The organism is Ruegeria sp. CH10, from assembly GCF_056537125.1.
In genome coordinates this window covers 175,759-189,123 of the sequence record NZ_JBQFQY010000005.1, presented here as the reverse complement: position 1 = coordinate 189,123, position 13,365 = coordinate 175,759, and the positions used below count along the sequence as shown (strand labels likewise).

Annotated in this window: 14 protein-coding genes; 6 read left to right on the top strand and 8 right to left on the bottom strand. The window is 59.0% G+C overall.

Translation table 11 applies throughout. The features are described from left to right. Positions 1–54: 54 nt before the first annotated feature. Both ACRZ94_RS15720 and ACRZ94_RS15715 read right to left on the bottom strand, forming a co-directional pair. On the bottom strand, positions 55–894 hold the full coding sequence (locus ACRZ94_RS15720) for an SDR family NAD(P)-dependent oxidoreductase (protein ID WP_480797791.1): 840 nt from the start codon (positions 892–894) through the stop codon (positions 55–57). An 81-nt stretch (positions 895–975) separates the two neighbouring features. Beyond that, a complete protein-coding gene (locus ACRZ94_RS15715) occupies positions 976–1,860 on the bottom strand; it encodes an SDR family oxidoreductase (protein ID WP_480797790.1) in 885 nt (294 codons plus the stop codon). A gap of 92 nt (positions 1,861–1,952) precedes the next feature. Between ACRZ94_RS15715 and ACRZ94_RS15710 the strand changes: the two genes are divergently transcribed. Then, entirely contained in the window at positions 1,953–2,879 is a 927-nt protein-coding gene (locus tag ACRZ94_RS15710; RefSeq protein WP_480797789.1) for a LysR family transcriptional regulator, read from the top strand. Between the two features lie 418 nt (positions 2,880–3,297). Here the strand turns inward: ACRZ94_RS15710 and ACRZ94_RS15705 are convergent, their stop codons facing one another. Further along, the gene (locus ACRZ94_RS15705; RefSeq protein ID WP_480654966.1) at positions 3,298–4,200 is read right to left on the bottom strand and encodes a LysR family transcriptional regulator; all 903 of its coding nucleotides are present in this window, start codon (positions 4,198–4,200) and stop codon (positions 3,298–3,300) included. A 121-nt stretch (positions 4,201–4,321) separates the two neighbouring features. On the opposite strand from ACRZ94_RS15705, the gene ACRZ94_RS15700 reads away from it, so the two are divergent. The 5 genes from ACRZ94_RS15700 to ACRZ94_RS15680 are packed head-to-tail and all read left to right on the top strand — an operon-like array spanning position 4,322 to position 8,584. Further along, positions 4,322–5,101: a 5-oxoprolinase subunit PxpA gene (locus tag ACRZ94_RS15700; protein WP_480654964.1), complete on the top strand. Its 780-nt coding sequence runs from the start codon at positions 4,322–4,324 to the stop codon at positions 5,099–5,101. A 23-nt stretch (positions 5,102–5,124) separates the two neighbouring features. Beyond that, positions 5,125–5,361 carry an acetyl-CoA carboxylase gene (locus ACRZ94_RS15695; RefSeq protein ID WP_480654962.1) on the top strand — a complete coding sequence of 79 codons (237 nt, stop codon included), beginning with the start codon at positions 5,125–5,127 and terminating at the stop codon, positions 5,359–5,361. Between the two features lie 3 nt (positions 5,362–5,364). After that, entirely contained in the window at positions 5,365–6,732 is a 1,368-nt protein-coding gene (locus ACRZ94_RS15690) for an acetyl-CoA carboxylase biotin carboxylase subunit (RefSeq protein ID WP_480797788.1), read from the top strand. A gap of 15 nt (positions 6,733–6,747) precedes the next feature. Next, the gene (locus tag ACRZ94_RS15685; protein WP_480797787.1) at positions 6,748–7,623 is read left to right on the top strand and encodes a 5-oxoprolinase subunit B family protein; all 876 of its coding nucleotides are present in this window, start codon (positions 6,748–6,750) and stop codon (positions 7,621–7,623) included. Next, a complete protein-coding gene (locus ACRZ94_RS15680; protein ID WP_480797786.1) occupies positions 7,613–8,584 on the top strand; it encodes a 5-oxoprolinase subunit C family protein in 972 nt (323 codons plus the stop codon). Before ACRZ94_RS15685 ends, ACRZ94_RS15680 begins: the two co-directional genes overlap by 11 nt. Before the next feature lie 16 nt (positions 8,585–8,600). Here the strand turns inward: ACRZ94_RS15680 and ACRZ94_RS15675 are convergent, their stop codons facing one another. Genes ACRZ94_RS15675 through ACRZ94_RS15655 form a run of 5 tightly spaced genes read right to left on the bottom strand, consistent with a single transcriptional unit; the run spans position 8,601 to position 13,348 of the window. Next, complete coding sequence (locus tag ACRZ94_RS15675) at positions 8,601–9,575, bottom strand: CobW family GTP-binding protein (protein WP_480797785.1); 975 nt, start codon at positions 9,573–9,575, stop codon at positions 8,601–8,603. Continuing rightward, the gene (locus ACRZ94_RS15670; RefSeq protein ID WP_480797784.1) at positions 9,576–9,872 is read right to left on the bottom strand and encodes a hypothetical protein; all 297 of its coding nucleotides are present in this window, start codon (positions 9,870–9,872) and stop codon (positions 9,576–9,578) included. It lies immediately after the preceding gene. Between the two features lie 54 nt (positions 9,873–9,926). After that, on the bottom strand, positions 9,927–10,829 hold the full coding sequence (locus ACRZ94_RS15665; RefSeq protein WP_480654953.1) for a polysaccharide deacetylase family protein: 903 nt from the start codon (positions 10,827–10,829) through the stop codon (positions 9,927–9,929). A gap of 47 nt (positions 10,830–10,876) precedes the next feature. Further along, positions 10,877–12,229 carry an amidase gene (locus tag ACRZ94_RS15660; RefSeq protein ID WP_480797783.1) on the bottom strand — a complete coding sequence of 451 codons (1,353 nt, stop codon included), beginning with the start codon at positions 12,227–12,229 and terminating at the stop codon, positions 10,877–10,879. Between the two features lie 15 nt (positions 12,230–12,244). Continuing rightward, positions 12,245–13,348 (bottom strand): ABC transporter ATP-binding protein, encoded by a 1,104-nt coding sequence (locus ACRZ94_RS15655; RefSeq protein WP_480797782.1) that lies wholly within the window; start codon positions 13,346–13,348, stop codon positions 12,245–12,247. Between the last annotated feature and the right edge of the window lie 17 nt (positions 13,349–13,365).

Genomic DNA, 13,365 nt, shown 5'->3' with positions numbered 1-13,365 from the left:
GGTTTTCCGTGCGGGCATGGTTTGATAGGTTTCTTTTCCCGAGGCGACGCGGTTTCAGCTGTCCTGTGCAATGAACGCTGCGAAAGCCTCTGCATAGTCAGGATGCCAACGGCTGAGGGGCGGGCGATTTTCGATCATGTCGCCCACGGCCCAAGCGATACGTTTTTCGTCCAGCGCGCGAGGCACATCGTTGTCAGGGCATAGAATGTAGAAATCGCCGCGGTTCACGCTTTCAACGAAGAAATCGACCGTTTGCTCGGCTGTCCATGCGGCGGGGGGCTTCTCGGCTGCTCCGATCATTGCCGTGTGCACAAAGCCGGGCACTAATAGATGTGCAGAAACCTGGGCGCCTTCGGTGTTTCGCAGCTCGTGCGCCAGTGCCTCGGTGAAGACTTTCAGACCCGCCTTGGACACATTGTATGCCGGGTTTCCGGGCGGTGTCGTGATCCCTTGTTTGGACCCGGTGTTGATGATTGCGCCGGGGCGACCCCGCTCGATCATGCCCGGAGCGAACACCTGCGTGCCGTGGATTGCGCCCCAAAGATTGACGCCAAGTATAGTCTCCCAGACGTCGGGTGCGGTCAGGCATGACGTCCGACCACCGATTCCAGCATTGTTCATCAGGATATCCGCGCCTCCGAACCGTTCCGTCACCTCCTTTTCAAGAGCTTTAAGCTGCACACGGTCGGAGACGTCAGTGGAGGACGTCATGACGTCTGCCGCACCCGCGACGCGCAGCGCCTCATCGGCTTCGGCCAGCTTGTCGGCATTGCGGTCGACTGCGACAACTTTCATGCCCATTCCGGCGAACCTAGTCGCGGCGGCAAGGCCAATGCCCGAAGCGCCACCGGTGACAACGGCAACGGATAAAGATTGAAACGCGGGGTGTGTCATGTTGATCATCCTTTTCGGGAAAACAAGAGAGCGAATTTAGGCTAGGCGGCTGGCCGGACCAATCCCGGCCAGCCCTTTGGATCAGGCGGCTTTCCTGGCCGCCACGTTCAGTTTCAGCATGTCTGCCATATCGAAGTTTGTGAAGAGCGCTTGAGTACTGGTCGCCGCCAGATCGTTCATGGGTTTGACAAGATCCCCCATACCCACCGTGTCCACTTCGGTACGGAACGGGCGCGTCCCAGGAGCGGCGTCAACGACAGAAACAACAGCCTCCGCCACCAGTGATGGGTCTTGCTGTGGATTGGCGGCAAGGAACTCATTCATTTGCTGGCGTGCCGCAACCGGCGCGTCTGCCATTTCGCCATAGCCCTCATTGCGGTCGGTCGAGGTTGGCAGGATCAGGTTGCCATGGAATTCCGTCGGGAAACCGCCGGGTTCAACGATTGCGACATCAACACCAAACTGGCTCAGCTCTGCGCGATAGTTCTCGCTGACGGCCTCCAACGCCCATTTGGTTGCGTTATACGGTCCATAGAATGGAAGGGTGATGCGGCCCAGAACGCTGGTGACGTTCAGGATAAGGCCCTCTCCCCGTTCGCGCATTTGCGGAAGAACCGCGCGTGTCAGCCGCTGGGGACCAAAGACGTTGATGTCGAAAACCCGCTGAAAATCTGCCGCTGAGAAGTTCTCTTGCAGACCATGTACGCCAACGCCTGCGTTATTGATCAGGACATCGATACCGCCCAGACGGTCGCTTGCCGCCGCCACTCCGGCCTCGACCGATGCGTCATCCGTTACATCGAGGTCGACGATTTCCGCGCCCAGGTCGCGCAACAGATCCGCCGCCTCGGCGTTGCGGCCTTTTGGATCGCGGACAGTGCCCGCCACTTGGTGACCGGCCTTGAGCAGCTCGGCGACGAGCAGCTTGCCAAAGCCGCTGCTTGCACCTGTAATCAGGATATTCATCTTCTCATCTCCATTCCTGCCCGATTTGGGCCGTTGATGAGACACAAATACGTCTTGCCAATATTTCGGAACAGTGGGATTAATCGGAACCTATGGTTCAAGATATTAGAACGCTGGGTCTGCCCACCCTTATAAGTTTCCAAACGGTCGCCAGGACCGGGGGAATAAGCGCGGCCGCAGATCAGTTGGGGATCGCCAAATCCGGTGTCAGCCGGCATGTCGCGCAGCTTGAAGAGCAGTTGGGTGTAAAGCTGCTGGAACGCGGGGCGCGTTCGGTCAAGTTGACGCCAATTGGCGAGCGTCTTGAACATCGGATTGCTTCGGTTCTGGCTGAAATCGACCTGATCGAAGATATCGCACGCGAGGAAAGCGTTGGCTTATCAGGGCAGGTCAACCTTGCGGCAACACATGAGTTCGGCGGTCTTGTCGCGTCCAAACTGTTTCCAATCGCACGTCAGCAACATCCGGATCTAACTCTGGTCATGCGGCCCGATTATGGCTTTGCCGACATGCAGGACCCCGGCACCGACATCGCGTTTCGAATTGGTACGGTCCATGATGATCGTCTCATCGCGCGTGAGATGGGGTCGTTCAGACGTATACTTGTTGCGGCACCGCAACAATGCGCCGAGTACAAGCTGAAGCATCCCAGAGATCTTGCCAACGCGCCCTGCCTGACGTTCCGGGGGGATCGCCCGGGTGCCGTCTGGAAGTTTGAATCTGCGGCAGAAGAAGCCGCAGTCTCGGTAACGGGTCCCGTGGCGGTGATGAGCTTCCACATTCTGCTTGATCTGGCGCTGAACGGTCTGGGGTTTGCGCTGGTGCCCGAATTCATGCTCGGTGATCTCGTCACCTCCGGCAAGCTTGTGCGATGCTTGCCCGGCTTTCGTGTACGACCCCATCCGGTGTTTCTAACGTATCGACCGGGTGCGCGCCGGGTGGCGCGCATTGATGCCGCGATCAAGCTGTCCGAGGAAATCATTCCCGGTCTCCTGTCCAGAAAGGACATCCTGGAATAGCTCTGAAGTTCGGACCGCAGGGCCCCGCTGGCGCATACTTTTGTCTTTGTAAGGACGTCTGATTTGGACCTGTGGGAACAGCGGAGAACCAGTTGCCCCACTTCGTCAACGGTTCCAATGCCATTGTGCTGGCTCTTGCCGCACCACTATTGTCAGGCTGTGAAACTCATTTTTTAGGAAATACCGCTTTTGCATTTGCTTCGACTGATTGCCCCAGCCGGTGTTTCTTGCCACTGATCATGGTTACAGGTTCGTTAAGGTGTCACTTGTCAATTGGTCGTGGATGATCCCGGCGGATGCAGTGACCTCACGAAGATAGAGAAAGCCCTTCAAGCGCGGTATATTGGTCAGTGTTCTCAATGCGCTGACATCGCTTCATCGAACCTGCCGACCAACTTAGCACTACCCGAAAGCACTGTCAGAACGCGGGCTTTGGGGACAGGAAAGACGACGTAAAGTAATCCCGCAACACCCGGGTTGCGCCGGACAGACGTGCCTGCTTGCGAAACGCCATTCCCACATCCATGGTTGGGATTGCGACGCTGGTTTGGACGGTCTCGATCCGTCTGCCCTCAAGCGACCAGGGACGGTAAACCATGTCGGACAGGATCGTCACGCCATGGCCGTTGGCAACCATGGACCGGGCAGCTTCGACCGATGATGTACGCAGTTTCACGTCAGGGGTGCAGTCATTGGCATTCCAGTATTTCATGCTGGTATGCGCCGCTTCGTCGACGGTCAGCATGATGTAGGGCTCGCGTGCGATATCCTGCAACGCCACCCGATCCTGATTGCCCAACGGGTGACCTGCAGGGACCCATAGCCTGCGTTGGGACTTGAGCAGCGTCACCGTCTCGACCATCTCGTTTTGAATATTCGAGGTCAGCGCCACGGCCATATCGATCTGACCGGATTGCAACTGCTGCTCGATGCTTTGCCGGTTCAGCTCGACGATCTGGATGTCCAGCCCCGGGTAAAGCTGGTTCAGGCGTCCCAAATGATAGGGCAGAAAATACCCGATCACCGTGTATGTCGCAGCCATTCTGACCACGCCAGAGATGTTCGAATCCCTTTGGTCCAGAACACGGGCCGCGTCCAGCCTTTCCAGAATGTCCCGCGCAGATTGCAGGAATTGCTGCCCGGCCTCTGTCATCTCCATTCCCTGTGCGCGACGGGTGAACAGAGTTGTGCCAAGAATAGCCTCAAGCTCGCGTATCGCGCTGGTGACGGCGGATTGCGAGATCGACAAAAGCTGCGCCGCCCGGCTGACCTGCCCGGTTTCTGCGGTGGCTACGAAATACTTCAAATGCTTGAAATTCATCGTCGGACAACCCGCCATTCATCATCAGTTTTTTTAATAATGCTTGAGCAAAAAAAAGAAATACCAATTTCACGAGAAATATCAATGATGGCCCTGCGGTCTGAAACGGAGGGCTGGACGCATGCGGATGATCGTCGATCTGAACTGCGATATGGGCGAAGGGTTTGGCCATTGGGTGCTGAGCGATGCGCCCGAGGACAAGATCATGGAGGTCATCAGCTCGGCCAATATCGCGGCGGGGTTTCACGCGGGCGATCCGAACTCTATCGACCGGATGGCCAAACTGGCGCAGACGTATGGCGTAGGTCTGGGGGCGCATCCCGGATATCTGGACCTCAGGGGGTTTGGGCGCCGTTACATCAATATGAACCCGGCCGAGCTGATCAATGATGTGGTGTATCAGGTCGGGGCGATCCGCGAATTTGGGCGTCGTCATGGCGCGCCTCTGCAACACGTAAAGCTGCATGGTGCCTTGTATATGGAGGCGGCGGTGAACGAAGACCTGTCCCAGGCGCTGGTTGATACAATGCAGGCGATCTGCCCCGATGCGCTGTTGTTCTGCATGGGGATATCCAAAACCTACGCCGCCGCGAAACGCGCCGGACAGCCCGTGATCCGTGAATTTTTTGCCGACCGGGATTACGACAACAGCGGCTCGATTGTCTTTGCCCGTCAGGTCGGCCGCCCCGATCCCGTGCAGGTTGCCGAGAAATGCGTCAAGGCGTGCAAGACCGGTACCGTGACAACGGTCGAGGGCGATGAGCTTGAGATCGCATTTGAATCGATCTGCTTTCATTCCGACACGCCCGGCGCGCTTGAGATGGGCCGCGCCATTCGCAAGGGTCTGACGGATAACGGAATTCAGATCGCGACCGCCGGTGAAATCGCGGCGACGCTGTAATCGACACGCATAGGAGATAACGGATGGCAGAGATACAATCGCCCGTGCCCGGAACGTTTTATACCCAGGCAACACCCGACGCGCCGCTTTACAAGGCCAAAGGCGATGCTGTGGCCATCGGGGATGTGGTCGGGCTGGTCGAGGTGATGAAGACCTTTATAGAAATCAAATCAGACGTCGCCGGAACCTTTGCTGGCTATTCGGTGGAAAACGAAGCCGCCGTAACAGCCGGTCAGACGCTGGCTCAGGTGGACGGCTGACTCATGCCCATCAAGCGCTTGTTCATTGCCAATCGGGGCGAGATCGCTGTTCGGATCATCCGCGCGGCGCAAGGGATGGGTATTCACACGATACAGGCCTATTCCGAGGCTGACGCCGATATGCTGGCGGTGCGGATGGCGGATGAGGCGGTCTGTGTCGGACCACCGCAAGCCGCGCAGTCCTATCTGAATACCAAGGCAATGGTGCAAGCGGCGCGCAGCTGCAGTGCCGACGCCGTTCATCCCGGATACGGGTTTCTTGCCGAGAATGCCGATTTCGTCCGCGCGGTTGAGGCCGCCGGGATGCGCTTTGTTGGGCCCTCTGCTGACACGATTGACCGGATGGGCGACAAGGTCTCGGCCCGTCAGGCGGCGCAAGCGGCGGGGGTTCCCGTGGTGCTGGGCTCAAAAGGACGTGTCGACACCCCCGAGGACGCTTTGGCCGTAGCGGAACAGGTCGGCTATCCCGTGATGATCAAAGCCTCAGCCGGGGGCGGGGGCAAGGGTATCCGTGTTGCCCAGAGTGCCGATGAGCTGGCGCAGATGGCCCCGCAGGCGCAGGCCGAGGCACAGGCGGCCTTTGGTGATGGGGGCTTGTATCTGGAGCGCGCTATCCAATCGCCCCGACATATCGAGGTTCAGATTCTGGGCGATGGCACCGACGCGGTGCATTGTTTTGAACGCGAATGCTCGATGCAGCGCCGTCGCCAGAAAGTGTGGGAAGAGGCCGGAGCGGTCTGTCTGGATGACGCAACCCGTGACCGTCTGTGCGCATCCGCCGTCGCGCTGGCGAAATCCGTCAACTATGTTGGCGCGGGAACGCTGGAATACCTCTATGACAGCGCAACGAACGAATTCTTTTTCATCGAAATGAATACCCGCATTCAGGTTGAACACCCGGTGACCGAGATGATCACCGGTCTGGATCTGGTGCAGGAAATGATCCGGGTTTCGGGGGATCAGGCGCTGTCGGTCACACAAGACCAGATCACCCGAAGCGGTCACGCGATCGAAGTGCGCATCAATGCCGAAGACCCGGCGCTGCAATTTCTGCCCTTTCCCGGTCGGGTCGGTCAGATGCAGCTGCCCACAGGGGATGGCATCCGGTTCGATCACTTTCTTTACGAAGGCTATCAGATACCACCGTTTTACGACTCGCTACTGGGCAAGTTGATCGTCCATGCCCCAACGCGCGCAGGAGCCATCGCAAAGCTGAGCGCAGCGTTGGAGGAACTGCGCCTTGAGGGGCTGAAAACCACCATCCCGCTGCACCGGGCGCTTGCCGCGGATGCCAATGTGCTGGCCGATGACATTCACACCCAATGGCTGGAACCGTGGCTGGACGCGGGCAACCTGACCGTACCGGCATAACCAAGGAGACGCGCCGTGAAGACACGATATACCTACGGTGGCGACGAACACATCTATGTCGAGATGGATGATGAGATGTCGCTGGACGCTTTCTTCAAATCCCTGTCGATGAGCAACACCGTCCGCGATGCAGATATTGAAGGGGTGACTGAAATCTGCCCGGCAAACGCGTCGTTTCAGGTCAAGTTCGACCCCGACGTGATCCACCCGGATCAGATGATGGAGCGGATCAGGAACCTTGAACACAAGGCCGAAGATGCTGACAAGCGTCTGAAAACGCGGATCATCGAAATTCCGGTCTACTATCAGGACCCGTGGACGCATGAGACCCTGATGCGCTTTCGCGAGCGTCATCAGGACCCCGATGGCACCGATCTGGACTATGCGGCGCGCATCAACGGCTATGACAGCGCCGAGGCGTTTATCGAGGCGCACCATTCGCAGCCCTGGTTCGTGTCGATGGTGGGGTTCGTGGCCGGGCTACCGTTTCTGTATCAGTTGGTCGAACGCGACAAGCAGTTGCAAGTGCCCAAATACCTGCGCCCCCGGACCGATACGCCCAAGCAGACTGTGGGCTATGGCGGGTGTTTCTCGTGTATCTATTCGGTGCGCGGGGCAGGGGGCTATCAGATGTTCGGGATCACCCCGATGACCATTTTCGATCCCACCCAGCAGGTCAGCTATCTGCGCGATTTCACGGTGTTTTTCAAACCCGGCGACATCGTGAAATGGAAACCTATCGACCGCGCCGAATACGACCGGATTCTGGCCGAGGTCGAGGCGGGCACCTATGCGCCACGGATCGCTCAGGTCGATTTCGATCTGGATGCGTTCAACGCCGACATGACCGGCACCAATGCCAAGCTGATGGAGGCTCTCAATGACGCTTAAGATACTTGCGCCCGGCTTGTCGACATCTATTCAGGATCTGGGGCGTCCCGGTTACTTTCATCTGGGCATTCCCATTGGCGGTGCTATGGACCGGTTCGCGTTACGTTGCGCCAATATGCTGGTCGGAAATCCCGAGGGCGCGGCAGGGCTTGAGGTTGTCTTCATGGGCCCCGAGATCGAATTCATGCAAGACGCTCTGGTCGCGGTGACAGGGGCCGAATTGCCGCCCAAGGTCGATGGCGAACCACAGCCGACATGGACGGGTTTTGCCGTCAAAAAAGGCCAGACGCTCAGCTTTGATTTTCTCAAATCCGGCGCGCGGGCCTATATCGCGATCAGCGGCGGGATTGATACGCCGCCCGCGCTTGGCAGCCGCTCGACCTATCCGATCGGGGCGTTGGGAGGGATCGACGGGCGCGCCATTCAGGCCGGTGACATGATCCCGGTCGGAGAGGTCGACGTGATCGAGCCGGGATTCAGCATTCCCGAAAACCTGCGCCGCGGGCCGGGTACGCCCGCCGAATTGCGGGTTCTGCCGGGTCTCTACTGGCATCGTCTGACCGAGGCGGCGCAACAAGGGTTCTTTGCCGATGACTGGTCCGTTGCCCCCGAGGCAGACCGGATGGGTTATCGCTTTAAGGGCGGTCAACCGCTTGAGTTTGTCGACCGCGAACAGCCTTTTGGGGCAGGGGCCGACCCGTCGAATATCGTGGACGGGTGTTATTCCTATGGTTCGATTCAGGTGCCGGGCGGGTTAGAGCCGATTGTGCTGCATCGCGATGCGGTTTCGGGCGGCGGATACTTTACGCTGGGCGCGATCATATCGGCGGATATGGACCTGATCGGACAGTTGCAACCGCATACACCCGTAAAATTCCGGCGGGTTGATATGAAACAGGCCCTGACCGCTCGCCGCGCCCGCAAAGACATGCTGCGCGCAGTTCGGGCGCATCTGGGTTAGTCCCGCAATGGTGTGATCACCCGCCACTCAGCGCGAAATAGCTGAGCGACTTTCCTAGGTCCTCTTTCGCGAAATTGCGGCCAATGAATACAATTTCATTGGCCCGTCGGTTTGCAGAGGGGGGCAGAATCTCGGGGGCCTGAACCGAATTGCGCACGCCCTGAAGCAGCAGAAAGCCCGCTGAGGTGTCAAACACGCCCTTCACCCGGACAATGTCATCGCCGCGGGCATGCAGCAGCGCAGATAGCCAGACGGAAAACGCGGCCCAATCGACAGAGGGGTCGATCTTGAGGCGCGTGGGCGCGATCGCGGGCAATCGTGACAGTTCGGCCAGCGCGGGAATGTCGATGGGGGCCGCGTTGGCTTCAAGCTCGGGGTTAATCTCTTCGCCCAGAACAGCAGCGGAGATGGCAGCGCCGGGGTTCAGCCGTTTCAAAGTCGCATGGACCGCGCTGAACGCACCGGGCGCTTGCACGTCCGCTTTGGTTAGGATGATCCGGTCCGCAGCTTCGATCTGAGCCCGCCCCAGATGCTCGGTCCCCAATTGCTGAATGATGTTGACCGCATCTGCCAGCACGATGATTTCGTCCAGCAGGATGTGATGCACCAGCATCGGGTCGCTCTGAATGGCCGTCGCGATGGCGGCGGGATCGGCCAGCCCGCTGGTCTCAAGCACGATGTGTTCAAGGCGCGCCTTGGTGGATCCGGTGTGGCTGCGGTCATTGCAAATCTGACGCAGAGCGCCAAGCAGATCGGCCTTACCGACGCAACAGGCACACCCCCCGGCCAGAAGGGCAATTCCCGAGGCATGCTGTTGCAGCAGCGTGTCGTCTACCGGGGTTTCGGCCGCCTCGTTGACCAAGATATGTGCCCTGCCAAACCGCCCTAAGTACAGTTGATGACGCAGCCATGTCGTTTTACCCGACCCCAGATAGCCGCCCAGAATGGTCAGCCGCATTCTGGTGTCGGTGGATACATCGGGCCCGGCCATTCACGCCGCCGCGCGCAGGAAGCGGGGGTCCAGCGGATCAAGCGCGGTTCCGGTCTGGGCTTCCGCCTCGGACCAGACCGCCTCAAGATCGGGCACGATCACCGTGCGTCCGGTGAAGGACCGCAACTGTATGCCGGGTGTCAGCCCATCATCATGGACCGCAAGCCCATAGCTTTGCAGAATCTTGTTCAGAATGCGGGCACGGCGAAATTTCAGCTGTAACCTGTCACCGGCGGCATCAGCGCCAGCGTCTGTCCAATGGCCCGGTTTGGTGGGGAAGCCACAGGCACTGCACATCGCGTATTCTCCTTGGGGAAAATGCCAGAGGGATAGCCCCTCTGGCAGGTAAGATCAGATGACCTCGGGGCGCTTGTCGCTGTCGAAGGGAAAGCGCGCGCGGAAATCGTCGGCGATGGTGTTGAAATCCACCCATTCGATACCGGAATGACCGTTGATGTAGTCGATCAGCCGTTCCAGCATCAGCAACACCTGCGGACGACCTGCGACATCGGGGTGGATGGTGATCGGGAAGACGCCGTACTCCATCTCGCGATAAACCCAGTCGAACTGATCTTTCCAAAGCTGTTCGATATCGCGGGGGCTGACAAAGCCGTGACTATTGGGCGCGTTCTTGATGAACATCATCGGCGGCAGGTCATCCACGTACCAGTTGGCCCCGATATCCACGAGGTCAATCTCTTTGCCGTGTTTCAGCGGATGCATCCATTCACCCGCGGTTTTGGAATAGTCGATCACGTTCCATTCGTCGCCGACGCGGGCATAGAAAGGCTGGAAATCGCGATAGCTTTGGCTGTGGTCATACGAGAACCCGTATTTGCCCAGCAATGCGGCGGTGACGTTCGACATTTCCCACCAGGGCGCGACATAGCCCTTGGGGGCTTCGCCGGTCAGACCCTTGATCAACTCGATGGATTTGACCAGCACATCCTCTTCCTGCGTGGGGGTCATCGCCACCGGGTTTTCGTGCATATAGCCATGCGCGCCGATCTCATGGCCGGCCTCGACAATCATGTCCATTTCCTTGGGAAAAGTCTCCAAGGAATGCCCTGGAATGAAAAAAGATGTGCGCATCTCATATTTCTTGAACAGGCGCAAAAGGCGGGGGATACCGACCTCGGTCGCGAAAATGCCGCGCTGAATATCGTTGGGAGAATCTCCACCGCCATACGAGCCGATCTGGCCCGCGACGGAGTCGATATCCGTCCCGAAGGCGCATAGAATTTTCTTGGTCATGATTTTTCTCCTCTGTGCATTCTAAGTTTCCGAATTAGTCATTTGAATCAGCTGCGTATGATGTCTTCGGTCGCCAGCGCAGCCGCCAGTACGGCATGGTCGCGGCCATTTGGGGCCGATAGCAAAAAGCCGGTCGGCATGCCGTTGCTGTCCGTTCCGTTGGGGATCGAGACGCCGGGCCAATCCAAAAAATTTCCCAGCGACGTGTTGCGCAGCGTCAGTCCGTTATGTTCGAAAAACATGTCTTGATCCGCCTCAAGCGGAGCGATCTCCATCGCTGTGGTGACCGTGGTGGGGCAAAGCACGATGCTGTCGCCGATCAGGGCCGCAGTTTCCGCCATCAGCCGCGTACGGGCCTGTTGCAGAATGACCAGATCCACCGCGCTCATCGGGGCGGCTTGCAGAACCCGCCGGACGACGCGTGCATCCATCTGCCCGGCCTCCGGGCCATTCACCCGATCTTGATGAACAGCCAGCGCTTCGGCCCCGGCCAGAAAACCGTGCCGTGCCATAAGGTCCAGAATCTCTTGCAGCTGCGGCATTGAAATGCGGGACACACGGGCGCCCGCGCCTTCCAGACGCGCGATGGTGGCGTCGAAAGTGGTCAGAACCTCGGGGGTTGCGCCCTCAAAAACCACCTGTTCCGGGATGACGAAGCGCAGGCTGGAAATCTCGGCCGGTTTGATTTCCGGCTGGGACAGGCCACGCAGAACCGCGTCGATCAGCACGCAATCGGCAACGCTGTTGGCAAGTGGACCGATTGTGTCGAGCGATTGCGCCAGCGGAAACACGCCCTCCATCGGATAGCGCCCCATCGAGGGTTTGTACCCAACAATCCCGTTGAACGAGGCCGGGATACGCACCGACCCGCCGGTATCCGATCCCATTGACATCGGCACGATCCCGGCGGCCACCACCGCGCCGGAACCCGAGGATGATCCGCCGGGGCTGCGCGGCGTATCCGACGCGGCGTGGATATTGCGTGGAGTGCCATAATGGGGGTTCAGACCGATGCCGGAATAGGCAAACTCGGTCATGTTGACCGTCCCGACCGTGGTCAGCCCCGCCCGCGCAGCCTGTGCCACAATCGGCGCATCGGCAGTGGCCGGAGGGTTGGATTTCAAGACAACGGACCCGGCTGTGGTCACACGCCCCCTCAGGTCGAACAGGTCTTTCCAAGCGGTTGGCACCCCGTCGACAGGGCTTGAGGGGATGCCCGCGCGCCATCTCAGGTGCGAGGCTTCGGCCTCGGCCATTGCACGGTCCTTTAGCAGGTCGATGAACAGGGCAGGGTCGTTGTGATCCTCGATCCGGTCAAAAACGCCCTCCAACAGGGCAGCCGGGTTCGTGCGTCCGGCGCTTAGATCGGCTGCCATTTGGGTGATGGTCAGATTGGTCATCTCATCCAGCCCCCATCACGCGATCATCGTCGCGCCGCTGGATTTCCAGGCGACATAGGCCGATGCGCCGACCGACAGGCGGCCACGGTATTTGTCGACATGCCCTTCGGTATTGATGGTCTCGCCGTTTTCCAGCCGGACCAGCATCTGCATGATGTGGCCAATGACCTGCAGCCGCTCGATCCGACAGGGGATCAGGTTTGCGCCGAACGTGCTGTGCAGCGCGCTGTGATCGGTTTCAGCGGGGATCAGTTCAACCGCTTCGGCGGGCAGAACGATGCTCATCTCTTCGCCCTGTGAATGCGCCACGTCGATCCGGTTCGTTCCCGAAATCGCGCCAAAGGGTGTGTCCAGCGTGATGGTCTGGCCCTCGGTGGCTTTGACCGTGCCGGGAATGATGGTGTTCGATCCGATAAACCGCGCGACGAACTCGCTGGTGGGACGGGTATAAAGCTCATGCGGGGGGCTGATCTGTTCGACCCTGCCTGCGTTCATCACGATGATCCGATCAGACAGCGCCAGCGCCTCGGATTGGGCGTGGGTGACGAAGACAAAGGTAATGCCAAGTTCCCGCTGCAGCAGCTTCAACTCATTCTGAATGCTTTTGCGCAGATTGGCGTCCAATGCTCCAAGGGGTTCATCCAGCAGCAGAATATCAGGCTCGACCACCAGCGAGCGGGCCAGCGCGATGCGCTGACGCTGACCGCCGGACAGGCGGCTGGTCGCCATCTCCGCGATGTCGAGCAGGCCCAACTTGTCCAGAATACCATCGACCTTGCGGTCGGCCTCATCCCGGGGAAAGCCCTTGACCTCAAGGCCGAACCGGACGTTCTGGCGCACGTTCATATGCGGAAACAGCGCATAGTTCTGAAAAATCATCGAGGTTGGGCGCTTTTCCGGCGGCTGGTCATTGATCCGCTGCCCCCGGATCAGCAGGTCGCCCGAGGTCACGCTTTCAAACCCCGAAATCATGCGCAGCGTTGTCGACTTTCCGCAGCCGGATGGGCCGAGAAAGGCGATGAATTCACCCTTTTCGACGTCCAGATTAAAGTCGATGACGGCAGGCGTGCCGTTGTCATAGACTTTGCCAACGTTTTTGAGTTGCAGATCGTAAGCCAAGGACGTTGCACCCTTTT

What these genes read in the sequence shown, in the direction of transcription:
- ACRZ94_RS15695 (WP_480654962.1), top strand. Translation starts at nt 5,125, where the DNA reads ATGGCAGAGATACAATCGCCCGTGCCCGGAACGTTTTATACCCAGGCA.
- ACRZ94_RS15700 (WP_480654964.1), top strand. Translation starts at nt 4,322, where the DNA reads ATGCGGATGATCGTCGATCTGAACTGCGATATGGGCGAAGGGTTTGGC.
- ACRZ94_RS15690 (WP_480797788.1), top strand. Translation starts at nt 5,365, where the DNA reads ATGCCCATCAAGCGCTTGTTCATTGCCAATCGGGGCGAGATCGCTGTT.
- ACRZ94_RS15660 (WP_480797783.1), bottom strand. Translation starts at nt 12,229, where the DNA reads ATGACCAATCTGACCATCACCCAAATGGCAGCCGATCTAAGCGCCGGA.
- ACRZ94_RS15670 (WP_480797784.1), bottom strand. Translation starts at nt 9,872, where the DNA reads ATGTGCAGTGCCTGTGGCTTCCCCACCAAACCGGGCCATTGGACAGAC.
- ACRZ94_RS15705 (WP_480654966.1), bottom strand. Translation starts at nt 4,200, where the DNA reads ATGAATTTCAAGCATTTGAAGTATTTCGTAGCCACCGCAGAAACCGGG.
- ACRZ94_RS15680 (WP_480797786.1), top strand. Translation starts at nt 7,613, where the DNA reads ATGACGCTTAAGATACTTGCGCCCGGCTTGTCGACATCTATTCAGGAT.
- ACRZ94_RS15720 (WP_480797791.1), bottom strand. Translation starts at nt 894, where the DNA reads ATGACACACCCCGCGTTTCAATCTTTATCCGTTGCCGTTGTCACCGGT.
- ACRZ94_RS15710 (WP_480797789.1), top strand. Translation starts at nt 1,953, where the DNA reads ATGGTTCAAGATATTAGAACGCTGGGTCTGCCCACCCTTATAAGTTTC.
- ACRZ94_RS15675 (WP_480797785.1), bottom strand. Translation starts at nt 9,575, where the DNA reads ATGGCCGGGCCCGATGTATCCACCGACACCAGAATGCGGCTGACCATT.
- ACRZ94_RS15665 (WP_480654953.1), bottom strand. Translation starts at nt 10,829, where the DNA reads ATGACCAAGAAAATTCTATGCGCCTTCGGGACGGATATCGACTCCGTC.
- ACRZ94_RS15715 (WP_480797790.1), bottom strand. Translation starts at nt 1,860, where the DNA reads ATGAATATCCTGATTACAGGTGCAAGCAGCGGCTTTGGCAAGCTGCTC.